Raw genomic sequence first — 26020 nt, 5'->3', positions numbered from 1 at the left:
ATGCACTTCGGAAGCCTGGCCGTCACCTTTCTGCCGTGGCTCGGACTCGCCGTCCCTGCGCTGTTCGCTCTCGCGGTATGGCGGCGCTCCGTGAACGCGCTGGTCGCTTGTGGACTGTCGGCAACGCTGTGGGCGGCCACGTTCGGCGATCAGCTCCTGCCGGTCGACGCGCGGCCGGCGGACTTTGTCGTGGTGCAGCACAACTTCAGCGATGAGAACCGTGATCCGGGCGGGACCGTGGCCAGGCTCATGGCGGTACAACCGGCGCTGGTTGGTCTTGAAGAGATCACCGAGGACGTGGCGGTGCCGTTGCCGCATCGGGTGGTGTTCGGGACGGTTGGGTTGTGGTCGCGGTGGCCGATCGAGCGGGCCGAGCCTGTGGACATCAAGCCGCGCGGGCTCGAGGCGGAGTGGCGGCGGGGGCTGCGCGCCGAGGTCAACGGGGTGGTCGTCTACGTGGTGCATCTGCCGTCCGTGCGGATGCGGTTGAGCGGGTTCGACACGCGGTGGCGGGATGACAGTGCGGCGCAGCTTGGTGCTTGGCTCAGACAAGAGCGGAAGCCCGTGGTGCTCATCGGGGATCTCAACGGTGCGGCCGACGATCCCGGGCTCCAGCCGATCACTCGAACGGTGACGACCGCTCGCAGTACACCCGCGTTCAGTTTTCCGGCGCGCATGCCCGTTGCGCGGATCGATCACGTCATGGCCAAGAGTGGGAAGGTGACCGCGGTCTGGGCCCTGAACAGGACCGGGAGCGATCACCTTCCCGTTGCCGCCAAGGTCAGAGTCGGCCGAGGACCTGGTTCAGGCGCTCCCGGGTCTGGTCGCTGAGCATTTCCATCTCGGGGCGCAGGGCGTATTCGCGCACCTCGGCGTGGGCCTCGGGCGCGGGGCACATGAACACCGCGAGCACGCGCAGCGATCGCAGGTCGCGCTCCAGCCAGTTGTACGGCCCGTTCTCCAACGCCTTCCACACGTGCCCGACCACGACGTCGGCGATGTCCTCGTCCACACGAGGGCGGTTCGGGGCGCGGGAGGAGTCGACCAGCACGTGGCGCATCCAGTCGCGGACGTCGGACTGCAGTTCGAGGCCCCGGACGAGGCCGATGAGCAGGTCGCACCACCCGTGGTCGGCGAACTCGCGGCCGATCGCGATCGGATCGGGCAGGTCCTCGCTGATTCGCGCCCAGGGCTCCCGGGCCAGCCCCTCGGCCAGGGCCTCGACCTGCTCGGCGACGGTCGGGCGGGCCCCCGACGGCTCGATGGCGTTTCGCAGCCGGGTGCGCCGGCCCTCGACCGACAGCCAGCCGCTGATGTCTATTCGGGCCAGATCACCGACGATCTCGCGGTTACGCTGGTTGCGGCGCAGGCCGTGGGCCGGCACTCGCTCCAGCACGCGGTCCCGCCGGTTCCACCGTTGGGTCCGCTCGGCGTTCGGCCCGATGGCCAGATCGAGCCATGCTCGCCAGCCATGCAAGGATCCGCCGCAGCCGCCGCAGTGGCAGGCATGTCTGCGTCCGTTCGAACAGCTGTCATTGTGACGACCGGTAGCCACGCTGCATCACCGACCTAAGCTCAAGAACACCCAGCGTCACACGGGTGTTACCCATGGCCATAGACATGAACAGATGCATGAGCGCGTGAATCCGTGCCGATTTTGTGTTCGTACGTGTGTTCGAAAAGCGGTAGGGTTTCGAGGAGTCGGTACGGACCGTCGCGGGAGGTTTTCGCCAGTGCTGTTCAACCCGGTCGCGAACGTGAGTGGCCCCTCTGACCTGCGCATCATCGCCGGCGACGGCCCGGTTGGGCAGGCGTTCTGCGATCCGACGACCTTCGGCGGGCCCGCGTTCGACGCGGGTGTTCGAGAACTGCTGCGGCTGGTCTGGCCGTCGACCCCGGCCCAGGCCCGGCTCATGTGGGGTGCCCGGCTCGCGGCGCGGGCGCGGCAGCACCCGGTGGACGAACTGCTGCCGGAGGCGGTCGCGGACGTGATCGGCGTGCCTTCCGCGCTGCTGCGATCCGTCGCGGCGCAGGGCCGTGAGCTGGTCGAAGTGGGTCCGGACGCACCGCTGCGCCTGCTCGGCATGACGATCGCCGAAGTGGTGCGCGACCGCGACGGGGCCCGGCCCGACACGGTGCTCGACGAGCTGCTGTTCTGGCGCGGGCTGGCTCCGGAGCGGGCGTCGCTGACGGAGGTCGCCGAGCTGGTCACGGCCCTGACCGCCGCCCTGTGGGACGCGGGGTCGATGCTGCTGCCGGGGCTGCTGGATGCGGCGCTGTTCGATCCGAGCGCCGATCGAGCCCGGCTTGTGGACAGGGTGCTTGCGAACGGCCCGGATGTGATCGGATGGCTGCGCACGACGACGCAGGCGGTGTTGTTGGACGGCGAGCTCATTCCGGCCGGCGAGCGGTGCCTGCTGCTGGTCGACGCGTCCGAGCCGGCCGACAAGCGCACCCGGGAGCCGCTGCGGACGATGCGCTGGCTGTCGCCGGACGCTCCCGCAGGCGCTGGGGCGACCTTTGCGCGGTTGTTCGGGCATGCGCTGCCGATGCTGCCGACCGATGCGATCCCGCTGCTGGACGAGTTACCGGCCCGCCACCAGCCCCGCCGCCTGCAGTTGGTCCTGCACGCCATGACCCGCGACGCCGAATCGACCACCCGCCCCCGAGTGAGAAGGCCGCGTCGGGGTTAAGGGCGCCGGGACATCACCCGGTGCAAGGAGCCCGGCGGTTGCGTCCAGGCGAGCATGCTCTCCAGGTCGAAGCCGTCGGCGCTGCGAACCGAGTCGTCCAGGCCGTTGCCCAGCGCCGCCGTCACCGCCAACACGTCGCCGTGCGCCGCACGCAGGACGAACTCGTCGCGCAGGCGGCGCATCGGCCGGGGCATCCGCACGCGCGGGTCGGACCAGCCGTCCAGGGCGGCCAGGCAGCCGACGGGTGCGCCGCCCAGGGCGATCATGGCCCGCTCCCGGGTGATCTCCTCCGGCGTGTGCGGGATGACGATGCGGCCGTCCTCCATGCGCACCGTGTGCATGGCGCCGCCGCAGTGCACGCCGACCGCGGACGGCAGCGGCGGGACCGGTCGCGGGTGCGGGCCGGAGCGGCCGGGGAACAGCGTCGCGAACGCCACCGGATGCAGGTCGTCGGGGCTCAGGTCGCCGTGCAGGAGCGCCGTGAGCTCGTCGGGGCGGCGGGCAAGGGCAAGAGGCATCGACGGTACCCGCAGAAGCTCCACCCCGAACTCCTCGCGCTCGGCGTCCGGGTTCGGCGTGTTCCACAGGAGGCGGACCCGGCGACTGCCGACCTCGAAGACCAGGCGGCGGGCGCGCAACTCGATGCGGACCAGGCCGGTGTCGTCGGCCACCCGCTCGACCGCCTCGGGCAGGAACGCGAAGGCCGGCCGGAGCCAGGCCAGCGACTGCTCCACGGCCTGCCGGCGCCATTCGGGATCCGGGAAGTCCCCGGCCCGACCCCAGCGCTCGTCGAACAACAGCACGTCAAGGTCGAACCCGGCGGCCGCCCAGGCCTCGGTGTGCCGGCCGGACTCGTCCAGCAGGAGGGGCTTCGAGGTGAGGAAGTCGGGGCCGCCGCAGCGGGTCAGGAGCTGGGCGGTACACCTGGCGTCCCAATGATCGCGGAGCAGCAGAAACGTGTTGCCGGCCTGGCCTCGGACGCCGCCGTCGAGCACGAGCTGCTGGTCGCCGCCCGGGCCCGGGGTGCGCGCGACCAGGACGTGCCGGTCGTGGAGCGGAGCCAGCGCGTAGGACCGGTGCGGCTTGAACAGGCCGGTCTGCGGGTCGCGCGGAATGTGCCAGCGCAGCAGGTCGGGGATGAGGTGCTCGAGCTCCGGCACGTCCGCCACGTCCGGCGAGACGGTGACGTAGGCCGCCGCGCACGCGCGGCGCCAGTCGCCCTGGAGCCGATGCCGGGTGGCGCGCTCGATCATCTGCGGCGGCATGGCGGACGGGTGGAGGGGGCGCACGCGCAGACCGTACGGCATCTGCGACACCCCCTCGACGCCGCAGATGCCGCGCGAAGCCTGCCCTTCGAAATCGCCCAAACAATGGCGAATACCCCGTCAGGCGAAAAGTCCGTTACGCGAGGCGCGGAACGCCTGGCGTAACGGATTCGGGGGCCGCACACAGCATCGGGCGCAGCCCCGCAATCAAAAGTTTCGCCTGCTCATCCCGAAATATCCCCGTTCGCCCAGAGCAACACGACCGCCTTGACTGAGTAAGGCAAGCGTTCTGGGCGCATTCCGGCACGAACATGCGCTCCCGTGAAAAAGGGTCGCCGCCGCTGCTCTTTCGGCGCTCTCATCTGACTACCATCAGATTCATCAGCGTGCAGCTTCGAGGGGAGGCGGCGGCCGCACAGAGGGTGATGATGCGCGATTCGACCCGATTCTCGATCCTCGGTCCGGTGCAGATCCGCACGCCGGCCGCGGAGATCACGGTCGCTGCACCCCGGGAGCGCGTACTGCTGGCGCTCCTGCTCCTGCGCGAGGGGCAGCTCGTACCGGTGCAACAGGTCATCACCGCGCTCTGGGACACCAACCCGCCGCTGACCGCGCGGGCCCAGGTGCACAGTTGCGTCTCCCGGCTGCGCCAGTTGCTGCGCAAGGCCGGGCTGCCCGAGGACCTGGTGGTGACGGAGCCGTCGGGGTACCGGATCAAGGTCGGCCCGGAGGATCTCGACGCCGCGCTGTTCGCTTCGCTGGTCGAACGTGGCCGTTCCGCCGCGGCGGACGGTGATCTGGCCGGCGGCCGCGACGACCTGCGCGCCGCGCTCGCGCTGTGGCGGGGCCGGCCGCTCACCGACGTCGACTCCGACGTGGTGCAGGCCGCGGCCGCGCACCTCGAGGAGCAGTGGACCGCCGCCATGGCGTACTGCTTCGACCTGGAGCTGCAGCTCGACCTGGCCGAGGAGATCCTGGCCGAGGTGACCGACCTGGTCGAACGCTTCCCGCACCACGAGCAGTTCCGCGGCCACCTCATGACCGCGCTGGCCCGCACCGGCCGGCGCGCGGACGCGCTGGCAGTGTTCCGCCGCGGCCGCGCCCTGCTGGCCGAGGAGCTGGGCATCGAGCCGGGCGCCGAGCTCGCCGACCTGCACCGGCGCATCCTCAACGGCGACGCCACGCTCCTGTTGCCGCAGACGCCGCGCTCCCTCGGCCGCCGCGCGGCGCGCTGCCTGCCGCGCGACGTGGCCGACTTCGCGGGCCGCGCCGAACTGATTCAGCACCTGGTACAGGCGTTGCGCGCGGACCGGCCGGAAGTGATCGCCATCGACGGGATGGCCGGCACCGGCAAGACGTCGCTGGCGGTGCGGGTCGCGCATGCGGCGAGCGAGCGGTACCCGGACGGCCAGCTCTATCTCGACCTGCGCGGCCACAGCGAGCGCGCCCCGCTCGACCCGGCCGAGGCGCTCGGGGCCCTGCTGCGCCAGCTCGGCGTACCGAGCGAGCGGGTGCCGGCCGGCCTCGATGACCGAGCGGTGCTGTGGCGGACCGAACTGGCCGACCGTCAGGTGCTCGTGTTGCTCGACAACGCGCTCGACACCGAGCAGGTGCTGTCCATGTTCCCCGGAACCGCGCACACCGGCGTCGTGATCACCAGCCGGCGGCGCCTGGCCGGCCTCGACGGGGCGCAAACGGTGTCGCTGGACGTCATGCCGATCGAGGACGCGGTCGAGCTGCTGCGGCGCACCGTGGGCGAGCGCGCCTACGCCGACCCGATGAGCACCGTCGAGGTCGCCGAGTTGTGTGGTCGACTTCCTTTGGCGGTACGGCTGGCGGGTGCCCGCCTGCAACACCGGCCCGGCTGGAGCGTGTCCGATCTCGCCCTGCGGCTGCGCACGGCGGACCGGCGGCTGCCGGAGCTCGCCGTCGACGGAAGAACAGTGGCGGCGGCGTTCACGTTGTCGTATCAGCAGCTGGCGGTACCGTCGCAGCAGCTTTTTGTCGTTCTCGGACTGCACCCGTCGGGCGACTTCGAGCCCGCGGCGGCCGCGGCCTTGGCCGGATTGCCGGAGGCCACGGCCGAGGCGATGCTCGAGGATCTCGTCGACGTGCACCTGGTGGAGGCCCCGGCGGCCGGGCGCTACCGGCTGCACGACCTGTTGCGCGACTTCGCGGCGCAGCTCGCGCAGGACGACACCGCGGCGGTCAGCCGGCTGCTCGATCATTACTTGTACAGCGTGGTCAGCGCGACGCGGTTCATGGAGCTCTCGGACGCGAAGTCCCTGCTCAGGCTGGACACCCCGCCGCCGACGGCGCTCGATTTCGCGGATCCACCGGCCGCTCGCCGCTGGCTGGAGCGCGAGCTGCCGAACGTCCTCAGCGTGGCCCGCCTGGCCGCCGAGTCCGGCCACCATCGACACACGTGCATGCTCACCCGCGCCGTGTCGCCGTTCCTGTTCGGCTTCGGCTTCGGCTCGCACCAGCTCGACCTGTACGAACGCGCCATCGAGGCGGCGGTCGCCCTGCCCGACGCCGAGCTGGAGGCGGAATCGCGCAACTACCTGGCCGCCGTGTACTTCCGGATGGGCCGCCTCACCGACGCGCTCACCACGCTGCAGACCGTCATCCGTATCGCCGAGCGCGAGGATCTGCCCCGGCTGGTGGGCACGGCGCTCACGAACCTGGCGATGCTGCACAGCCGGCTCGGGCAGTACCCGGAGGCGATCGCGTCGGCCGAGGCCGCGGCGCTGGTCCGCTTGCCCGAGATGCCGCCGAGCCTGGAGTTCAAGCTGCACAGCACGGTCGCGCTGGTGCACACCCAGGCCGGCAACTATGCGCAGGCCCTCACCGCGAACCGCCGCGCGCTGGCCGTCGCCCGCCGGATCGGTGGCATCCGCCCGTTCTCCATCAGCCTAGGCGAGCTGGGGCTGGTCCATCTACACCTAGGTCACCTAACCGTGGCCACCGCGTTGTTGCAGCGTGCGCTCGTGCTGAAGAAGGACTCGGTCAACCAGTACGGCGCGGCGGAAACCCTGAGCAAGCTCGGCACCGCGTACCGCCTGGCGGGCCGCCTGGCCGACGCTGAAACGTGCCAACGCGCGGCGCGCGACCAGATGGAGCGCGTGGCGGACGTATCCGGTCAGTGTTTGGCCGCGAACGACCTGGCCCTGACCCTGCGCGCGCTCGACCGCGCGCAGGAGGCGGACTGGTTGAACAAGGAGGCGTTCGCGAAGGCCTCCCGGATCGGCGACCGCTACGAGCAGGCGCGGGCGCTGTTCGGGCTCGGGCGGCCGGACGAGGCTGTTGCGCTGTTCACATCCTTGGGCGCACAGGACCTGTTGGCGCTTTCTCGCTGAAAGATGGATCCATGGAGTACCGCATCGAGCACGACACCATGGGCGAGGTCCGCGTTCCGGCGTCCGCGTTGTGGCGGGCCCAGACCCAGCGCGCAGTTTCCAACTTCCCGATCTCGGGGATGGTGCTGGAAGGTTCGCTGATCCGCGCTCTGGCCTCGGTCAAGGCTGCGGCGGCCGCGGTCAACGGGTCGCTCGGGGTGCTTGATGCGGACATTTCGGACGCGATCGCGGACGCTGCGCGGTTGGTGGCGGACGGCGAGCATGCTGATCAGTTCCCGATCGACGTCTTCCAGACCGGGTCTGGCACGTCGTCGAACATGAACGTGAACGAGGTTGTTGCGACGCTGGCTTCGCGCGCCTTGGACAAGCCGGTGCATCCCAACGATCACGTGAACGCGTCGCAGTCGTCGAATGACGTGTTTCCTACGGCGATGCACATCGCTGTCGCGGGTGAGCTTGCGCATTCGCTCAGCCCCGCCTTGACGTCTCTGGCCGCTGCGCTGTCGGCCAAGTCTTCGGAGTTCGCCACGTTCGTGAAGGCCGGGCGTACTCACCTCATGGACGCGACGCCGGTCACCCTTGGCCAGGAGTTTTCGGGGTATGCGGCGCAGATCTTCTACGGGGTGGATCGCATCGCGGCGGTGCTGCCGCGCGTTGCTGAGCTGCCGTTGGGCGGTACCGCGGTGGGGACGGGGATCAACACGCCGGCGGGGTTTGCTCCGCGGGTGATCGCGCTGCTGGCCGAGACGACTTCGTTGCCGCTTACCGAGGCTCGCAACCACTTCGAGGCTCAGGGGGCTCGCGACTCGCTCGTTGAGGCTTCGGGCGTGATCCGGACGATCGCTGTCGGGCTGTACAAGATCGCCAATGACATCCGGTGGATGGGGTCGGGTCCTCGGGCTGGCCTGCGGGAACTCGCGATTCCGGATCTGCAGCCGGGGTCGTCGATCATGCCTGGGAAGGTCAACCCGGTCATTCCGGAGGCCATCCGCCAGGTCGTCGCGCAGGTGATCGGCAACGACGCGGCCGTGGCCTTCGCGGGCTCGCAGGGCGACTTCGAGCTAAACGTGATGCTGCCGGTGATCGCTCGCAACCTGCTGGAATCGATCCGCCTGCTGACGAACGTGTCCCGCTTGTTCGAGGAGCGCTGCATTCGCGGCCTTGCCGCGAACCGCGAGGTGCTGGAGGGGTACGCGGCCGGCTCGCCGTCGATCGTCACCCCGCTGAACCGGTACCTCGGCTACGAGGAGGCCGCGTCCATCGCGAAGCAGGCCCTGAAGGAGAACCGCACCATCCGCGAGGTGGTGCTCTCCCGCGGCCACGTCGAGCAGGGCACGCTGACCGAACAGCAGCTGGACGAGGCCCTCGACCTACTTGGGATGACCGGCCCTCGTTAAAGGTCGATGCCGGGCTGCGGCCGTGCCGTTGCGTCGATCCTGGCCGTAACGGCACGCATCCGCCTATCGGCTGCTTTTGCCAAGGGACGGCAAGCCACCTCGCACTGCCCGTATAGATGTGCCTCGCGCGATCTCACGGTCACGACGATCTGCGGCGCGGCCCTTCAGCAGCGCGGCCCTTCAGCAGCGCGGCCCTTCAGCAGCGCGGCCCTCATCTCAGCATCGACAGGACGACTATCCCCGCGCGCCGCATCACCTGCCGACCGACGAGCAGCCTCCCGCTGGCACTCACCACACCGAGGCACGTGCTCCGAGACGTCGCTCATGACGCGGACCTGCCCCTGCGGTACCACACCGCACAACATGCCCTGCTCGACACCTGGAACGAGCAGGTGAGCGGTCGCGAAGCCTCGCCAGCCGCTGACCGGGTCCCGGCCTTCATAGGCAATCGCGATCATCGGTTCCGGCAACCTTGGCCATCGAGGAAACGTACGGCCCAACCTGGCTCACCGGGATCGAGCTGACGTGCCGCGTCAGCCCACCTTCCGAGTGCCTTCGTCGACGTCCGGCTGACCCTTTCCGAGTTGACTGCTGCTCGGGGTGTGAGCCGGCGTACGCGATCGCGGCGTCGGCGGGGACAACCGGATTCCACACGGTGGCGCTTGCCCACGGTCAATTCGAGAGGCACACGACCGAGGAGTAGCTCGGCGACGAGGTGCTCGCGTCGGCCGACCCCGACTCATCGTCGGGGTCGACCAACCGCCTACTGCTTTGGCCTGAGCGCCAGCACCTGCTTCTGGACCCGGTCACCGAACCGCTGGGTGCGCACCATTTCGCCCAGAGGCACGCCAGCCTTGGTCTCCTCGGCTCGGGCTACGTCCACCGCAGGCAAGAGCTGGTTGATGATGTTCTCTGCCTTCGCCGGGTCCCACATGGCATCGAGAATTTTCTTGCACTCGGTCTGGATGCCCCGGGGATTGGCCGGAAGCGTGTTCGGGCCGATCAGGAAGAGCTTGACCGCCGCGAGCAGATGATATCGCGCCGGGCCGTACGACGAGTCGACCCGACGGTTCCGCAGCAGATACTCGAGGCGGTAGAGCGTTGCGGCACTCGTGTAGTACGGCAGAGCATCCTGACCGGCCTGGAAGAGATCATCGTTGCGGGACCGAACCAGTTCCCTGTAGTGACCGACTTTGGCCGGCTCGTTGAGGAACATCGAAGCGTACGCGCGGGTCAGCGCCGTGCGCGTCACGATCCTGGTCTTCTCGACGTCGTTCTGGGCGCTGTACTGCTTGGAGCGCCGCTCGTAGAAGAGCTTTCTCCCCGGCGGCTGCGCAGCGAAGAAGTCCTCGAGGTGCTTATGGAATTCTTCGCGTCCCGAAAGATCATCATCGGTCACGGCGGTCTGACGGTTGGTGGCGGCAATAATGCCCGAGATAACACCTTCGTCTCGCGACTGAATCAGCCGGACGTTGACATGCACACCTTCGGTCAGCGAGCCCCGCTCCTCAAACAGGACATGGCATGTCTGGCAGCCGTTCACGATTTGAAAGTCACCGATCTTGAACTCGTCTCCCGCGACCGTCAATTCTCGGGTGACGATTGTAATACCGTTGTTGAGGACGGCGAAGCGGTCCCTTCGCTCCTCATCGCGCAGCGTTTCCTGAATCTCCTGATTGACCCCGTTGAAGCCCTGGAAGTCTCGGACGTTCTCGTAGAAAAGCGTCTTGCGGATACCGCCCGACGGATCGGTAAGGATCCGGGTGACCAACTCCGTCGCAGGGATGACACCGAGAAACGACTGGTCAACGTGCGGAATCTTCGGCATCGTGATCCGCTTGGCCATGGTGAACTTGGCCGACACCACCGCGGTGGCGCGCTTGTACAGTTCACGCACCTCCCTGGCGCCAACCGCCGCAACTTGGACGTCCTCAAACAGATTCGACGATTCAAGCTGCTGTTGTGCTGTGGCACGCTTCGCCTCTAGGAGCGTATCGCCGACCGTCCCGGTCGATACATAGAAGACCGAGAGGCTCGGCAGCTCGCGCGCCAGCTTTCCGACGTCGCCATAGATACTGTCGATGCACTCACGCAGGTTGGCGACATCAGCGGAGCTCGGGTAGCTCAGAGGCTTCGCCGTGAAGATGTGCTTCAGATTGTCGGCGAGATCGGTGAAGACTTTGGTCTGAAAGTTCGAACTGGTCTTGGCCTGCACTATGACGAACCGGACACGCAGTTCCCGAGCCTGAGACACTGCATCGCGGACCTCGGAGGCGTCGAACAGTAGCTCGCCGTTGACAATGACCCCGGCCACGTCGATTCCCAAGTCGCCGCCGGCACCCATGCGGAACTTGTCCGGATCGAACTCATCCTCGTAGAACTGACTGAGTACGCAGAATCCGGCAAATGCCTCGAAGGCCTCGTCCTCCTTGAGCGCTTCGAGTCCACGCTCACTCTGGAACTTTTCTGTCAGGCCCTTCGTAATAATGTCCAAGGCGACTCCAGACCCCCATCCATGGTGACCTCGACACACTAGCCCGTCGATGCTTTAAGATCCATCACGAATGATTCATGCGGCGGCTGTGGTGCGGAAGTCCTGGCGGTACGCGGCCGGCGTCGTAGCCATCGCGTTGCGGAACCGCCGCCGCAGGTTGACCGCCGACGACAACCCCACCCGCGCAGCGATCGTCTCGACGGGCAGATCAGTCGACTCCAGCAACGCCCGCGTCCAAGCGATCCGCTGCTCCAACAACCACCGCCCCGGCGAAACCCCCAACTGCTCAAGAAAATGCCGGTTGAGCGTCCGCGCAGACAGCCCCGAATGAGCAGCCAGCTCCCGCAACGTCAACGGCTGGTCAAGGTTCGCAATCGCCCAATCCAACAGCGGCGCGAGCGAGTCAGCCACCGGCCCAAGCACCGCCGGCGCCGGCCCCTGCCGCTGCGCCCCTTCACGCGGCGGCGCAGTAGCAAGCTGCCGCCCGATCCGCATAGCCAACGCCTCGCCATGCTCCCGGCGAATCTGGTTCAGGCAAAGGTCGACGGTAGAAGCCGAAGCGCCGGCCGTAGCCACGTCCCCATGGTCGATATAGAGCACCGTCCCATCGGCATTCACCCGAGGAAAGCGCCGCGCCATGTCCTCAATGCACTCCCAGTGCGCAGCCGCCCGCCGCCCGTCCAGCAACCCCAACGCAGCCGGCACGTAAACGCCCCCGAGGATGCCCACGATCCGAGCACCCCGAGCGTGAGCGGCCAGCACCGCCCCACCCAGCTCAGACGAGAAGTCAGCACAAGGATTCCAGCCCGCAATCAGGATCGTGTCGGCGAAGGCAAGCGCCGAGAGCCCGTCCGGAACAACAAGGTCAACGCCCATAGTCGTGGGAACAGGCCCCGGAAACTCCGTGCACAACTGAAAGTCATAGTGCTGCGCGATATCCGGCCCGTGATACCCGAACACCGCCGAAGCGCACGTCACCGGGTACAGCTCCAGAACCGGCCCAACCAGCGCCACCACCCGATCCCGCCTCATGGCAAGAATGTACCCAAGGTTGGCCTCCCCAGCGCCTGTGCCAGGACCCGCACCCGACCAGGATCATCGATCATGAGCACCTTGTGGACGCGGAACTTCTCCCTGTACTTCATAGCGCGCTCCGTCTCCCTGCTCGGCGACGCCATGATGCCGGTCGCGATCGCGCTGGCCGTAGGGGCGCTCTACGGAGTCTCCGGCGTGGGGTACGTTCTTGCCGTCTGGACCTCCCCCTTCGTCCTCCTGGTCGTCTTCGGCGGAGTCTTCGCCGACCAGATCGGCGCCCGCACGATGATGATCGCCGCCGACGCCGTGCGCTTCCTGACCCAGGGCATCGCCGCCGCCGCGTTCTTCGCCGGCGCCCCGCCCCTATGGCTCATGCTCGTCCTCTCGGCCCTCTCCGGCGTAGCCGCCGCGATGTTCCAGCCAGGCGTCAACGGCATGGTCCCGCTCGTAGCGTCCGACCCCCAACGCGCCAACGCCACCCTCAAGGTCGCCGACGCGGCCACCCAGCTAGGCGGCCCGGTACTGGCCGGCATCCTCACCGCCGCCGCCGGCCCCGGCCCGGTGTTCGCCGTCGACGCGAGCACGTTCCTCCTCAGCGGCATCTGCCTGGCCCTCATCCGGATAACGCAGCTCCCCCGCCAAGCCGGCAACGTCCTGCGCGACCTGCGCCGAGGCTGGGTGGAATTCCGCTCCCGCAGCTGGATGTGGTCGGTCATCCTCATCTGGATGGGCTTCGGCCTGTGCGCATTCGGCCCCTACGTCCCCCTCGCCTCGCAACTCGTCGGAGCCAGGCTCGGCGACGCCGCGTACGGCTGGACCATGGCCGGCCTCGGCGCCGGCACCATCATCGGCGGCCTCGTAGCCATCCGCTTCCGCCCAGCCCGTCCGCTGGCTGCCGGAGCAGTGGTCCTGGCCGGTTTCGCCGCCATCCCGCTGTCCGTCGCCCTAGAACCGCCGCTGCCCACGCTGATCGCCGCCCACGCCGTCGGAGGCGTCGCCATCGCGTTCTGGTCGGTCATGTGGGCAACAAGCGTGCAGACGTTGGTACCGCCAGAAGTCCTCAACCGCGTCACCGCCTACGAGGTCGCCGGCTCGGTCTCGGGCATCGCGGTCGGCCAGGCCCTGGTAGGCCCGGTGGCGACGGTCGTAGCCCCCCGCGAGCTGATGTTCGTCGGAGCCGCCGCCACCGCCACCGCCGTCGCCGCGCTGCTGCTGATCAGGCCGATCCGGAATGTCCGCCGCGCATCACAACCGATTCCCGAGCTGGTCCACTCTTAGTGATCGGGGAGGCCTCGATTGCGGGACGAGCAGGATTTCGTGGAGTACGTCCAAGCGCGCACGCCGATGCTGCGGCGGCTCGCCTACCGCCTGTGCGGTCAGTGGACAACAGCCGACGACCTCGTGCAGGAGTGTCTCGTCGCGCTGTACCGCCACTGGCGCAAGGCAACCGCCGCCGAATCGATCGACGCGTACGTGCGCGCGATGCTCATTCACGCATACCTGGCCGAAAGCAGGCGGCCGTGGGCCAGACGAGTGCGCACGGCCGCCGAGGTACCGGTCCCCGCGATGATCCCGCCGGGCATCGAGGACCGGCTCGACGTGCGCGCGGCGCTCGCGCGGCTCACCCGGGGACAGCGCGCCGTGCTCGTCCTGCGCTACTGGGAGGACCTCGACGTCGCCCAAACGGCAGCCGCCCTCGGCTGCTCGACGGGCACGGTCAAGAGCCAGACGTCCTACGCGATCGCGGCGCTGCGCCGGCTGCTGGAAGGGCACGCGTCATGAGGGACCTGTTCACGGCCCTGCCCGAGGACCCCGCACCGCCGCTGGCCGACGGCTATATGCAGACCGTGCTGGTCCGCGGCCGCCGCTCGGTTCGCCGCCGCCGGCTCGGGGCCGCGGCCGCCTGGAGCGCCGTCGTGCTCATCCTGATCGCGCTTTTCCCGGTTGTACGCCCAGAGCCCCGCCCAGCCGCGCCCGCACCCCAACCGTCCGTACCAGACAGGTTCGCCGCCTACTCAACGCTCACCGCCACCGTGGAACGCGCCGCCCCCGGCCGCGCGATCGCCCTGTACACATACGGCAACGGCGAACTGTTCAACATGCACCAGCCGCTGGTGGTCGGCGCCGACCGCGACACGTACCGCCGCGTCGGCGCGATCGAGGAGCGCGACCGCCCGGTGAGCCTGCTGTCCCCGGACGGCACCCAAGTACTCGTCGGCGAGCGCCGCGGCTGGACCACCGACCTGCTGCTCGTCGACCTCACGACGGGCGATCGCCGCCGAGTCCCGGTGCACGGCAACGGCCAGGTCCGGCTGCTCGCCTGGTCCCCGGACCAGCGGTACGTCGCCTACAGCGAGGCCGACGCCGACAGCGTCTACGCCAGCGTGGACGACGCCGAAACGAACGCCGTCATGCTGGGCCTGCTGCGCATCATGGACCTGACCACCGGTACCGACATCGTGATCACCTCGGTCAAACAGCCGTACACCGCCGCCTTCGCCCCGGACAGTGCGCGGATCGCCGTGCAGACGCCTCAGGCAGTACACCTGCTGAACATGGAAGGCTTCGAGGACGGCACGGTGACCATCCCGGCCGGCCAGGGCCTGGTCGCCCGGGTGGCCTGGTCCCCCGACGGCCGCTTCCTGGCCACGGTGCCCTGGGACGGCAACGCCCGCGACGACACGATCTACCTGCGCGACAAGGGCCCCGTCACCTTCGTCCCGCTCGCCCCGACCACGACGGCCCCTGCTCCGATCGACCACGTGGCCCGCCCCCTGGGCTGGCGCGACGCCGACCACCTGATCGCCGCGACCACGGACGACCACGACCGCCCGTCGCTGACCGAAATCACCGTGTCCACCGGCGACCGCCGCCCGCTCTCCAGCTTCGACACCACCCAGTCCTGCGAGTTCGGCACCCAACACTGCGAGGTGTCGGACCTGCAGCTCGCGACCGCCCTGCTGCCGAACCTGACCGTCCGCCCCGCCCAGTCCCCCGACAACGGCCCCTGGCCACAGCCCTTGCGCATCCTCGCCGTGGCCCTCCCGCTGGCATTTGCAGCATTGGTACTGCTCATGCTCCAACGCCGCCGCCGAGCGCTACGACGCTCTCGATCGAGCTCGCTGATGTGACTACCATGGTGCTTTCCGATCTGGGGGTCTTGATGCTGGAGAAGCTCGACACCGGAGTCGTACATCCGGCCAGGCGATACAACTACTGGCTCGGCGGCAAGGACAACTTCGCCGCCGATCGCGAGTCCGGTGACCTGCTGGCGCAGTCCTACCCGGCCGCGCGGATCGCGGCTCGCGCCAACCGCGCGTTCCTGCAGCGCGCCGTCGGCTACCTCGCCGGCGAAGCCGGCATCCGGCAGTTCCTCGACATCGGCACCGGCCTGCCCACCGCCGACAACACGCACGAAGTCGCGCAGCGCATCGCGCCCGAGGCGCGCATCGTCTACGCCGACAACGACCCGATGGTCATGGCCCACGCAAGAGCCCTCCTGACCAGCACGCCGGAGGGGCTCACCCGGTACCTCGAGGAAGACCTGCGCGAACCGCAGCGCATCCTCGACCACCCGGAGCTGACCGAGACGCTCGATCTCAAGCAGCCGGTGGCGTTGATGCTCGTGGCGATCGTGCACTTCCTGCCGGATCAGGCCGCCGCGCGCAACGTCGTGCAGACGCTGCTCGACGCGCTGCCGTCCGGGAGCTACCTGACGATGTCTTGCGCCACCAAGGACTTTCTCACGCCCGAGCTCGCCGCGAACTGGGACGAGACGCTGCGCACCGGCAAGTCCGACGTGTACCCGCGCGACCGGGCCGCGTTCGCCGAGTTCTTCGACGGGCTCGAAATCGTCGAGCCCGGCATCGTCGCGGTCAGCGAGTGGCGGCCCGAGCCCGACGCCGAGGAGAACCCGGCGCCCGTCGACGCCTCCATCTTCGGCGCAGTGGCTCGAAAGCCATAGTTCACTTCCGCCGCGAGCTCACCCGATACGTGTCCCACCAGCCGAACATTGACGGCGGTACGAGGTGGGCCGGCATATCGGGCGGCTGGCGGGGCGCGCGCAAACGGGAAGCGGGCGGCTCGGGGCGGCTTTCCAGCAGTACACCCGCGGGCTCGGACGCCAGGAGTTGACCCAGGGCGTCCGAGCAGCGCGCGTGCAGCCGCTCCCAATCCAGCGGCTGATCCCGAATGGCGCCCACGAAGCCCTCGACCATGGTGATCGTGCGGCCGAAACCGTCACGGACCGGATAAGCAGCATCAGGGCCGTCATCCACGCTCGTCAAAGCGAGCAGCTTGCCGTCCGGCGACACGGCGACGCGGCGGGCCGGCGGACCTGCCAAGGTACGGACCGGCTCGCCCCGCGGCAGGCCGGCGATGCGCACCCGGCCGCCCGGAGCAGCCAGCCAGCCGCCGCGCGGGTGCACGACGCAGCCGGAAAACGGGTCGGGCCGTGACATGACGATCCGGCCCGCGGGGGCGTTCGAGTCGCCCCAGATGCGTACCGTGCCGTCCCAGCCGCTCGACGCGATCCACTCGCCCCGCGGGCCGAACGCGCAGCCGGTCACCCAGCCCTCGTGGCCGCTCAAATTGTCCAGAGCCGCGCCGGTGGCGAGATCCCAGACGCGCACCGTGCCGTCCCAGGAGGACGTGGCCAGGGTGTGCCCGTCCGGCGCGATCGCGCACTGCGTGATCCGGTCCGTATGACCAGTGAGCCGCCCGCGCAACGCGCCCGAGCGCAGGTCCACGACATGGATGCGGTGATCCGCGCCGCCCACCGCGAGCACGGTTCCGGCCAGGTCGATCGCGCACGGGCTGACCAGCGGTACGCCGAGCTCCAGCCGCGAAGCCTCGGCGCCCGCCGGCAGATCCCAGCGGCGCACGGTGCCGTCCCAGGACGTCGTGTACGCGCCGCGGCCGTCCGGAGCGAAGACGCCGCCGCTCAGCCAGCCCTTGTGGCCGGCCAGCTTCACCGGCTCCTCGCGCCCGAGCTTCCACAGCCGGGCGGTGTGGTCCCAGGAGGTGGTCAGCAGCCGGCCCCCATCGGGCGAAAACGCGGCGGTGACGACCCGCCCCGTGTGGCCGGTGAGGGTCTGGCGGAGGCGGTTGCGGCTTGGGGAGTACACCCGAATGGTGGCGTCGCTGGTGAGCGGGCGGCGCCGGAAGGCCACCGCGAGCTTCGAGCCGTCGGACTGGCGGACGGTGCGGGTCTGGATCGACGTGTCGTCGGGGTCGGTGTCGCGCAGCGCCGCGGTCAGCACGTCGGTGCGCCCGCTCAGGAAGTCGGGGGCGAGCACGACGCGCAGCCCGAGTTTGCGGCCCGGGCTGATGAGGAACGGCCACACCGCGCTCACGAATTGCTCCCGGTCAATCCAATCGGTGCGGGATCAGGGCGGCGCTGCTGGGGGACCTGCTCGCTCGTGCTGTCCCGTTCGAACTGGCGCAGCCGCGCCTCGAGCCGGCCGAGCAACTTCTCCTTGGCCAGCACCGACCAGCTCGCCCGCTTCTGCAGGTCCCTGGCCTTCGTGCGCAGCTCGTCCACGAGGTCCTTGCCGATGCGGCGGCGGCCGAAGCGCTCGCTCTGGGCGTACGCCCGCATCCAGCCGGCGTCGCGGTCGCCATCGATCTCGGCCTGGCCCCAGTTGAGCTCCAGGCCGGGGACGGGCAGCAGGGTGAGCTTGACCGAGATGCGGCGGGCGACCCAGTCGACCGCGGTCAGCACGCCGTGCACCCACATGATGCTCTGCGCGCGCCGGGCCCGGCGGAAGGCGGCCTTGACGGCCTGCGGGCCGAGGTCGTTGAAGGCCTCGGCGAGCCGGTCGGGCAGCATCGCGGCGAACGGCACGTCGATGTTGATCGGGTTGGGCGGGCTGACCTTGGCCATCCGCACGATGCCGTCGTCGCTGCGCTGCTCGTCGACCACGTCGCGGCCGGTCACCGACAGCGGGATGATCCGCAGCTCGCCGGCGTTCTTCCGGCCGGTCATGAGGTTCTTCATGGCCGGCACGCGCCGGATCTCGGCGACGGCCTGCTTGAGCGTCCAGGGCCGCGCCGACGGCGAGTTCGGGTTGGGCTCGACCAGCCGGTCCCACTTGGTGATGAGCAGCTGGATCGGGCACTCGACGTTGTTGACCAGCTGGGCGTACTCGGTGAGCTGCTGGTTGAGCTCGATCAGCTCGGCCTTGTCGTACTCGGCGTCGCGCAGGCGCATGCCGTCGATGGCCACCACCACGACGTCAGCGGTACGCAGCCGCTTGGCCAGCTCCGTGCGCAGGTACGGGTCGATCGTGGACTCGGTGCCGACCACCTCGCCCGCGTAGTCCCAGTACCGCAGCCGCAGTACCGGCGTGCCGCCCCGATCCTCGCTCTCGACGTAGCAGTCGAACTCGAACTTCTCGATCGACTCGTAGCCGGTCGGCGGCGGCCAGGTGTCGCCGGGCGTGGCCAGCTGCCGGTAGTGCTTGTTCAGCTGTGCCCACTTGACCGGGTCCGTGCAGCGGATCGAGTATCCGCGCGGGTTGTCGTGATCGTCGGTACTGAGCTCGTGGTGCAGGGTGGCCATGAGGGTCGTCTTGCCGGTACCGCGGCCGCCGATCATGACGACGTTGAAGAACGGGATGTGCTTGAGCTCCGGCGCCGGCTCGGGCGGCGTGTCGTCGTCCTCCTCGTCCTGGCCCCCGGCGCCGACCGGGCCGTGGCCGCGGATCTCGCCGTCCGGGTCGAGCCGGGTGAAGCCGAGCTCGCCGGTGAAGTCCTCGAGCAGCGTGGCCCCGCCGTAGTCGTTGCTGCCGTTGGCCTTCGGCAGCCCGGGCACCGACCAGGTCACCTGCAGGTCATCCATGATCTTCTCGCGCTGCCCGGCCCGCTCGGCCGCCCGCCGCGCCTCCTCGATCGCGAGGTCGTCGCGCTGCTGCATGGCCCACATGCGCGCGCGGTTCAGCCGGTCGGCCTTGATCGCGGCGAACTCCAGCTCGCCCCGCTCCAGGCTCTCGACGGTGAGCCGGTCGTAGCGGGTGATGCCGCCGAGGAACTTGAACAGCGCGGGCACGATGTCGACGAGAATGAACAGCAGCCGTACCGCCCAGATCCCCCACGCCAGCGTCCCGTGCTGCCCGGCCAGCGCCCGCAGCGCGTCCATCCGCTCCAGCAGCCCGATGCTGCCCTGGTTGGCCCGCAGCTTGTCCTTCTGCTCGGCGATGTAGTCGTCGCGCTTCTTGCCCCAGTTCGCGGTGGCCGTGCCGATGTCCTCGGTCAGCTTGGTGATGTCGGAGTCGAGGTCGGCGATCGCCTTGTGCTTCTCGGTGGTCTGGTGGGTGCGCTCGAACTCCTCGCGCGTGTCGGTGAGCTTCTTGCAGACCGGGCCGTTGCCGTACCGTCCGGTGAAGCCGTCGCCCGGCTCGCCCGCGCACTCCTTGCGCTCGTTCTCGCGCATGACGGCGAGCTGGTCGTCCAGCGGCTGCACGGCCGCCTGGAGGTCCGTGCGCTGCTTCTCCTTGTTGGCCTTCTCGTCCACGAGCCCGTTCAGCTCGCTCGCGGCCGGGGCCAGCATCTTGTTCTTGCCGCACTCGGGGTCGGGCTGGCGGGGCGGCGGCACCGGGTTGCACGTCTCCAGCTGCGTGCTCAGGCTCCGCTCGGCCTCGTCGCGGGTGTCCTTGATGTACTGCACGATCGCGGTCTCGAAGATGCGCAGCACGAGCGGCTCGGCGATGACCACGCCGATGACGATCGCGACGACCAGCCGGACCAGCACCGAGGAGACCTTGTGCCGCAGCTCGGGCCCCGGCGGCGTGGCCACGATCCACCGGTCGAGGTTGAGGATCACCAGGAACCAGACGGCCGCGGGAATCAGCACCCACGGCGTCCACGCGCCGAGCAGCTGGCCGATCGCGAACGACATCGAGAAGAACGCGAGCGTCGCCGTCGAAAGAACAGTGCCACCCAGGCCGGTGTACCGCGGACGCTCCTGCGGTACCCACGAAAGCAGTTCCTCGTCGACGCCCGCGAGCCGGCGCAGCATGCGCCCCGGGTGCCAGTAGGGCGGCAGCGGTGCCGCCTCGGGCAGGCGCGCGGCCGGTTTCGTCGTGCCAGGGTCGATCAACGGTCCCCCAGAGCGGCTAGCGGGTGGACAGCCGGATCTCGGCGAGGCGGAACTCCATGCCGGGAACCGTCAGCGGATGCGTCACGAACCGGGCCGCGACCCGGTTGCTCACCACCCGGTAGACCTCGTTGACCGTCCGGTCGGCGAGGCCGGCCGCGGTCCAGCGCAGGCGCTGGTCCGCGGTGAAGTACGTGAGCAGCTCCGGCGCGACGTCGCGCAGCCCCTGCTGGGCGACGATGCACGGGTCGATGACCTGGCACCGGATGCCCAGCCGCAGGTGCAGGTCGCGCTCGGGGCGCGGCGAGGCGATCGGCAGGTCGAACAGCATGCTGCGCGGCCGCATGTCGACCACGGCGACGGCCCGCGCGGCCACGACGATGTGGTCGGTGGAGCGCGGATGGCGGCCGCCCGGCAGCTGCTGGTAGCGCCCGTCGACCAGGAACGTGAGCACCGCGCCCTCGCGGGGCATCGGGATCTGGCCGAGCTGGCGGCGTCGCATGCCGAACCCCGACACGCCGGACGGTTCGAGCGGTCGCACGTCGATGACGGGGAACGGTTTGCGCACCCGACAACCTCTCGCGACCGGCTACTGGACGTGTCGAGGCTACGGCGGAGCGCATTTTCGGCGAATCGACCTTCCGGATCGCCAAGTACCGATGTTGCGCGCCACGGTCCGCCGAATGGACGATGACATTCCGGGCGCAGCACAAAGGCCGCCTCGGGCGGAGGCGGCCTTTGCGGTCAATGGGCGTCAGGCGGTGCGGCGCCCCATCCTGACGAGCCCCGCGCCCGTGACGGCCAGCACCAGACCCGTCAGCAGCAGCACGCCGACCGGCGGCCCGGTCACCGGCAGGGAGCCCGCGGCCGGCGGGTTCGTGATCACCGGCGCCGCCGCCACGGCGACCGCCAGCGACATGGCCCGCACGCTGCCGTCCGGGGCCGAACCCTGGGCGACCACCGTGTGCTGCGCCGCCGCCAGCTGCTGCGGCAGCGTGATCGGCACCTGGAACGACCCCGTCGCATCCGTGGTCACGCGGCCCAGCTCGATGGGGGTCGAGTAGATCGTGATCGTGACCGTGGAGTACGGCGCGAACCCGGTGCCGACGAAGGTGACGACCTGGCCGGGAGCGGCGGTGGTGATCTGGCCGTCGGTCGTGGTCAGGGTCAGGTTCGTCGACGGCGGCGCGGCCGGCGTGCTCGGGGCCTCCGGCGTCGTCGCGGCGGTCGCCGTGCTCGGCTCCGAGTCACCGGCGGCCGAGTGGGCCACGACGGTGTACGTGTAGCTGGTCCCCGCCACCGCGCCCAGCACGCACATCGTCTCCGTCGTGGTGTCGCAGGTCGCCGGGCCCGGGCTCGCGGTGACGGTGTAGCCGGTCACCGGGCTGCCCGAGTTGGGCGCGTCCCAGGTCACGCGGACGGCCGAGCTCAGCGGGACCGCGGTGACGTTGCGGGGCACGCTCGGCACCGGCGTGTTCACCACCGGCGGGTTCGGGTTCGACGGGTTCTCGCTGACGGTCACGCTGGTGGTGCCCGACGAGACCGCGTAGCCGTCGGAGCCGTTGTAGGCGGCGTTGATCGTGCCCGTGCTGAGCGAAGTGCTCGTGGTGCAGGCGACGCCCCCGCTGAGGGTCTTCGTGTCGTTCAGGCCGGCGCCGGTGAAGGTCACCGAGCCCGCGGGTGTACCGCTGCCGGGCGCGCTCACCGCGACGGTCGCACAGACCTCCACGGAGTCGCCGGCGGCCGACGTGGGCGGGGTCGCGGTCACCGTCGTCGCGGTGGTGGCCGGGTCGACCGTCACGCTCTGGGTGCCGACCGAGCCGCCGAATTCCTCGGTACCGCCGTACGTCGCCGTGACCGTGCCGGTGGCCAGGTTCGTCGTGGTGGCGCAGGCCTGGCCGGTGCCGTCCAGCGGCTTGGTGTCGATGATGCCGTTCGCGTCGCTGAAGATCACATCGCCGGTGGGGGTGCCGCCGCCCGGCGGGGACGCCGCGACCATCGCGCAGACCTCGACCGACTCGCCGGTGACTGACGGGTCGGGCGTCGCGGTGACGGTGGTGGTGGTGTCGGCCGCGTTCACGTTCGGCGAGACCGAGCCCATCGACGCCTTGAAGGCGGTGTCGCCGGCGTAGTTCGCCGTGATCATGGCGCCGGTCAGGTCCGTGACGGTGGCGCAGGCCTCGCCGTTGCTCAGCGGCACGGTCTGGGTGAGCCCGCCGGTGAAGGTGACGGTGCCGGTCGGCGTGCCGCTGCCCGGAGGTGTCGCCGCGACCGCCGCGCACACCTGCACGCTCTGGCCGTGCACGGATGGATCGGGCACCGCGGTGACCGTGGTGGTCGTGTCGGCCTTGTTGCGGGTCACCGTCGTGGTGCCGGTCGACGGGTCGAAGTTGAAGTCCCCGCTGTACGTCGCGGTGACCGTGCCCGCGCCCACCTCGCTCGGCGTGACACAGGCCTGGCCGGAGCCGTTGAGGTTCGCGGTCTGGCTGCCGGACGTGAAGTCGAAGGTCACCGTGCCGGTCGGCGTGAAGTCCTCGGTCCGCGCGCGCTCGGGAATCCCCGCGCCCTCGACCGTGGCGCACAGCTCAACCGATGCGCCGGACACGGACGGGTTCGGCGTCGCGGTGACCGTGGTCGTGGTGTCCATCAGGTTGACGACGATGTCCACGCCGTCGGTGAGCGGACCGTAGTTGCCGCTGTAGTTCACCGTGACCCGCCCGGTCTCCAGGTCTGTGCTGAGCACGCAGGCCTTGCTGGTGGACGAGTCCACGCCGACGATGGAGTTGTCCGGGAGGCCGGCCCCGCTGAAGGTCATCGTGCCGTTGGCCTCCTCCTCGTTGACCGTCGCGCACACGGTCACCTGCTGGGTGCGGGTCGACGGGTTCGGCGAGGCGGTGACGGTGAGCGTCGGCTGCTGCGCGAAGGCCGGGTCCACCCCCAGCGTGAGCGCCCCGGCGCTGACGACGGCCGCAAGCGCGGCCCCTACGGTGACCCTGCGCATCCGCTCCCCCACTTTAAGTAGTCGCCTCGTCACGCTAAGCGAACGACCTGTACCGTGTGGGCGCTTTGCGGTCCGCACCGCGAATGGCTGAACTTTGTTTGTCGATCCCACCCCCGGGTAGCGCCGCGCGATCTCGGCCGACCTGGCCTACCGTGTGCTGGTGACGGCGTCGGTCCAGGGGGTGCGGGACGAGGATCTCGCCGTGCCGCTGGCCGCCGCCATCGACGGCGATCCCAAGGCCTTCGCGGTCCTCTGGCGCTCACTGCATCCCTTGGTACTGCGCTATCTCCGCGTCGTCTGCGGCGACGCCGCCGAGGACGTGGCGTCCGAGACGTGGTTGCAGGTGTCGCGCGATTTGGCGCGATTCGACGGTACAGCGACGGCTTTCAGGATCTGGCTCTTCCGGATCGCGCGGCATCGCGGCATCGACGAGAACCGCAAGGCGTGGCGCCGCCACGAGGAACCGCACGAGGCCGTGGACCAGTTGCGCGTGGTGGCGACGCGCGACGCGGCGGCCGAGGCGCTCGAACTGGACGACACCGATCGCGCGCTCCGGCTGATCGCGAGCCTGCCGCAGGACCAGGCCGAGGCCGTGATGCTGCGCGTGGTGGCCGGCCTGGACGTGGCCGGAACTGCGCGAGTGCTCGGAAAACGCTCAGGCGCGGTGCGGATCGCGGCCATGCGCGGTTTGCGCAAACTCGCCGCCCATCCAGAAGTCCAATCGAACTACCCGGGCTCCGCCGAGGAGAGGCGGGCCGGATGAAGCGCGACGACCTGCCCGACGGGCGCCTCGGCGAGCTGCTGTCCGCCGCGGCCGCGCCCGGGCGACGCCACGAGCTGCGCGGCGAGGAGGACGCGGTCGCGGGGTTCCGCCAGGAGTACCGGCCGCGCAACGCGCCCGCGCGCCGCCCCCGCCGCAAGCGGCGCATGCTCGCGGTCTTCGCCACCGCGCTCGTGGCGATCGGCGTGGGCGGCACGGCGTTCGCGGCGAGCACGGGCAACCTGCCGGCGCCGGTGCAGATCTGGTTCGACTCGCACACGACCTCCGACGACTCGCCAACTTCGACCATGTCGGCCCCGCAGGTTCCGCACCCGTCACCATCCGCCTCCGCTTCCCTGCAGGTGGTACTGGAGAAGTTCTGCCGCGCCTGGGAAGCGCGCGACGACGAGCCGCTCACCGACGAGGTGCGCCAGGAGCTGTCCCGGCTGGCCGGCGGCGAGGCCTCCATCGACGCGTACTGCCACCGCGTGCTCGGGACCGCGCCGTCCTCCTCGCCGTCCTCGGCGCGACCGTCGCTCACGAACAGTGCCCGCCCGAGCGACGATCAGGGCGAAAACGACAATTCGCAGGGCAACCAGAGCGGCGGCTAGCGGGGTGTAACGCGGCGCGCCCGCGCGTCGCTGTTTACTCTCGTGCTCACCGCAGGCGTCGATCTCGCCCCCACCGACGAGCGGACCGCCCTCGCGACCCTCGCGTGGTCGCGCGGCCGTGCGGTACTGCGCGAACTCACCGTAGGCGTGCCCGATACGCGCATCCTCGCGGCCGTCCGCGCGGCGGACAAGACCGGGCTCAACTGTGCGCTCGGCTGGCCCGAACCGTTCGCCGCGCTCGTCAACGCGCACCGCGACGGGCACACCGCGAGCCTGCCGAGCAACGAGAACGGCGCGAACTGGCGGCGCGCGATGATGTACCGCGCAACGGACGAGGCCGTCCGCACGACGGTCCCCGGCGTCGTCCCGGCCAGCGTCGCCGCCGACCGCCAGGGCCACGCCGCGCTGCGCTGCGCCGCGCTGCAGGCCATGCTCGCGCGGTCCGGCCAGGACGTCGACCGCAGCGGCTCCGGCAAGATCGTCGAGACGCATCCGGCCGCGTCGCTGTACCGCTGGGGCGTCACCCGCCGCTACAAGGGCCGCCACGAGGGCCTGGCCGCCGCCCTGTGCACCGCGGCCGCGCCGTGGCTGGATCTCGGCGCGTTCGCCCCGCTCGTGAGCACCAACCGCGACGCGTTCGACGCCGTGGTCGCGGCGCTCACCGCGCGCGCCGTCGCGCTGGGCCTGACCGAGCGCCCGAACGGCGACCAACTGCCGCTCGCGCGCATCGAGGGCTGGATCGCGGTGCCCTCGACCGACCTATCGAAGCTTCCCTAGATCGACTCGTCCAGGTGCGCGCTCCAGACGGCGCTCGCCTCACTGTGCGCCTCGACGCCGTTGAAGAACGCATCGGCCAGATTGCCCGTCTCGGCCTCGGACACCCCGTCGATCTCCAGAAACTTCGGCCGGTGCACGGCGAACGGCTCCGGCCGGTACGGCACCGCGATCATCAGCCGCTTCGGCACCGGCCCGAACTCGACCGCCTCCGCGATCAGCGCGTCGACCTTGCCCGATTCCAGATGGATGTACGCATCGAGCACGAGCACCGCCCGCGCCCAGCCCTCCGGGTTGTTCTCCAGCATCTCCCGCCCGATCCGCGCACCCTCGGCCAGATCGTCGGCCACCAGCCGGGTCAGGCCGCGCTGACCGTCGGCGTCCTCGTACCCGAGCAGCGGCGTGAGCGGCCCGCCGTCCGAAACACTCCACACGCCGTGCGCGGCGAAGAATCCGGCAAGCCTCGCGAAGCCATACATGACCGTCATCCTGCCAGGCTTATTCGCTTGGCGTTGATCCTTAGACTCACGCATGGC

General features: G+C 69.9%; 20 protein-coding genes. 11 read left to right on the top strand and 9 right to left on the bottom strand.

Features of this window, described 5'->3' with window-relative positions:
* The first annotated feature begins 90 nt into the window (after positions 1-90).
* Positions 91-831: an endonuclease/exonuclease/phosphatase family protein gene (locus ACQPZ4_RS01690; RefSeq protein ID WP_433055041.1), complete on the top strand. Its 741-nt coding sequence runs from the start codon at positions 91-93 to the stop codon at positions 829-831.
* Here ACQPZ4_RS01690 and ACQPZ4_RS01685 read toward each other — a convergent pair.
* Positions 782-1396, bottom strand: a complete 615-nt coding sequence (locus tag ACQPZ4_RS01685) for a hypothetical protein (protein WP_433055038.1) — start codon at positions 1394-1396, stop codon at positions 782-784. The two genes, ACQPZ4_RS01690 and ACQPZ4_RS01685, sit on opposite strands and share 50 nt — an antisense overlap.
* Positions 1397-1733: 337 nt before the next feature.
* Between ACQPZ4_RS01685 and ACQPZ4_RS01680 the strand changes: the two genes are divergently transcribed.
* Positions 1734-2693: a hypothetical protein gene (locus ACQPZ4_RS01680; protein WP_433055036.1), complete on the top strand. Its 960-nt coding sequence runs from the start codon at positions 1734-1736 to the stop codon at positions 2691-2693.
* On the opposite strand, the gene ACQPZ4_RS01675 is transcribed toward ACQPZ4_RS01680, so the two are convergent.
* Positions 2690-3982 (bottom strand): hypothetical protein, encoded by a 1293-nt coding sequence (locus ACQPZ4_RS01675; RefSeq protein WP_433055033.1) that lies wholly within the window; start codon positions 3980-3982, stop codon positions 2690-2692. The two genes, ACQPZ4_RS01680 and ACQPZ4_RS01675, sit on opposite strands and share 4 nt — an antisense overlap.
* A 440-nt stretch (positions 3983-4422) precedes the next feature.
* On the opposite strand from ACQPZ4_RS01675, the gene ACQPZ4_RS01670 reads away from it, so the two are divergent.
* Positions 4423-7317, top strand: coding sequence for a BTAD domain-containing putative transcriptional regulator (locus ACQPZ4_RS01670; RefSeq protein ID WP_433055030.1), 2895 nt, complete (start codon positions 4423-4425; stop codon positions 7315-7317).
* An 11-nt stretch (positions 7318-7328) separates the two neighbouring features.
* Entirely contained in the window at positions 7329-8714 is a 1386-nt protein-coding gene (locus tag ACQPZ4_RS01665; RefSeq protein WP_433055027.1) for a class II fumarate hydratase, read from the top strand.
* A 763-nt stretch (positions 8715-9477) separates the two neighbouring features.
* Here ACQPZ4_RS01665 and ACQPZ4_RS01660 read toward each other — a convergent pair.
* Positions 9478-11208, bottom strand: a complete 1731-nt coding sequence (locus ACQPZ4_RS01660) for an AIPR family protein (RefSeq protein ID WP_433055024.1) — start codon at positions 11206-11208, stop codon at positions 9478-9480.
* A gap of 75 nt (positions 11209-11283) precedes the next feature.
* A complete protein-coding gene (locus ACQPZ4_RS01655) occupies positions 11284-12240 on the bottom strand; it encodes a GlxA family transcriptional regulator (RefSeq protein ID WP_433055021.1) in 957 nt (318 codons plus the stop codon).
* Positions 12241-12312: 72 nt separating this feature from the next.
* Here ACQPZ4_RS01655 and ACQPZ4_RS01650 point away from each other — a divergent pair, with 72 nt between their 5' ends.
* The 4 genes from ACQPZ4_RS01650 to ACQPZ4_RS01635 are packed head-to-tail and all read left to right on the top strand — an operon-like array spanning position 12313 to position 16207.
* Positions 12313-13521: an MFS transporter gene (locus tag ACQPZ4_RS01650; protein ID WP_433055018.1), complete on the top strand. Its 1209-nt coding sequence runs from the start codon at positions 12313-12315 to the stop codon at positions 13519-13521.
* Between the two features lie 39 nt (positions 13522-13560).
* Positions 13561-14025 carry a SigE family RNA polymerase sigma factor gene (locus tag ACQPZ4_RS01645; protein WP_433055015.1) on the top strand — a complete coding sequence of 155 codons (465 nt, stop codon included), beginning with the start codon at positions 13561-13563 and terminating at the stop codon, positions 14023-14025.
* Entirely contained in the window at positions 14022-15374 is a 1353-nt protein-coding gene (locus tag ACQPZ4_RS01640) for a WD40 repeat domain-containing protein (protein ID WP_433055012.1), read from the top strand. Before ACQPZ4_RS01645 ends, ACQPZ4_RS01640 begins: the two co-directional genes overlap by 4 nt.
* Before the next feature lie 5 nt (positions 15375-15379).
* Positions 15380-16207, top strand: coding sequence for an SAM-dependent methyltransferase (locus ACQPZ4_RS01635; RefSeq protein ID WP_433055009.1), 828 nt, complete (start codon positions 15380-15382; stop codon positions 16205-16207).
* A 1-nt stretch (position 16208) separates the two neighbouring features.
* On the opposite strand, the gene ACQPZ4_RS01630 is transcribed toward ACQPZ4_RS01635, so the two are convergent.
* The 4 genes from ACQPZ4_RS01630 to ACQPZ4_RS01615 form a co-directional block, all read right to left on the bottom strand.
* On the bottom strand, positions 16209-17597 hold the full coding sequence (locus ACQPZ4_RS01630) for a WD40 repeat domain-containing protein (RefSeq protein WP_433055006.1): 1389 nt from the start codon (positions 17595-17597) through the stop codon (positions 16209-16211).
* Positions 17594-20341, bottom strand: a complete 2748-nt coding sequence (locus ACQPZ4_RS01625) for a DUF4407 domain-containing protein (RefSeq protein ID WP_433055003.1) — start codon at positions 20339-20341, stop codon at positions 17594-17596. The genes ACQPZ4_RS01630 and ACQPZ4_RS01625 overlap by 4 nt, the downstream gene beginning before the upstream one ends.
* Positions 20342-20357: 16 nt before the next feature.
* Positions 20358-20906 carry a hypothetical protein gene (locus tag ACQPZ4_RS01620; RefSeq protein ID WP_433055000.1) on the bottom strand — a complete coding sequence of 183 codons (549 nt, stop codon included), beginning with the start codon at positions 20904-20906 and terminating at the stop codon, positions 20358-20360.
* Between the two features lie 186 nt (positions 20907-21092).
* The gene (locus ACQPZ4_RS01615) at positions 21093-23339 is read right to left on the bottom strand and encodes an Ig-like domain repeat protein (RefSeq protein WP_433054997.1); all 2247 of its coding nucleotides are present in this window, start codon (positions 23337-23339) and stop codon (positions 21093-21095) included.
* A gap of 160 nt (positions 23340-23499) precedes the next feature.
* Between ACQPZ4_RS01615 and ACQPZ4_RS01610 the strand changes: the two genes are divergently transcribed.
* From ACQPZ4_RS01610 to ACQPZ4_RS01600, 3 genes are read left to right on the top strand one after another with little or no spacing between them, the layout of a single operon-like run.
* Positions 23500-24102: an RNA polymerase sigma factor gene (locus tag ACQPZ4_RS01610; protein ID WP_433054994.1), complete on the top strand. Its 603-nt coding sequence runs from the start codon at positions 23500-23502 to the stop codon at positions 24100-24102.
* A complete protein-coding gene (locus tag ACQPZ4_RS01605) occupies positions 24099-24710 on the top strand; it encodes a hypothetical protein (RefSeq protein WP_433054991.1) in 612 nt (203 codons plus the stop codon). Before ACQPZ4_RS01610 ends, ACQPZ4_RS01605 begins: the two co-directional genes overlap by 4 nt.
* Positions 24711-24752: 42 nt before the next feature.
* Positions 24753-25487 (top strand): DUF429 domain-containing protein, encoded by a 735-nt coding sequence (locus ACQPZ4_RS01600; RefSeq protein WP_433054988.1) that lies wholly within the window; start codon positions 24753-24755, stop codon positions 25485-25487.
* Here ACQPZ4_RS01600 and ACQPZ4_RS01595 read toward each other — a convergent pair.
* Complete coding sequence (locus ACQPZ4_RS01595) at positions 25484-25972, bottom strand: hypothetical protein (RefSeq protein ID WP_433054985.1); 489 nt, start codon at positions 25970-25972, stop codon at positions 25484-25486. The two genes, ACQPZ4_RS01600 and ACQPZ4_RS01595, sit on opposite strands and share 4 nt — an antisense overlap.
* Positions 25973-26020: the final 48 nt, after the last annotated feature.

This window comes from Dactylosporangium sp. CS-033363 (assembly GCF_050942475.1).
GTDB lineage: Bacteria > Actinomycetota > Actinomycetes > Mycobacteriales > Micromonosporaceae > Dactylosporangium.
Note: the sequence above shows the minus strand (reverse complement) of the source record. Positions and strands in the feature narration are given on the sequence as shown.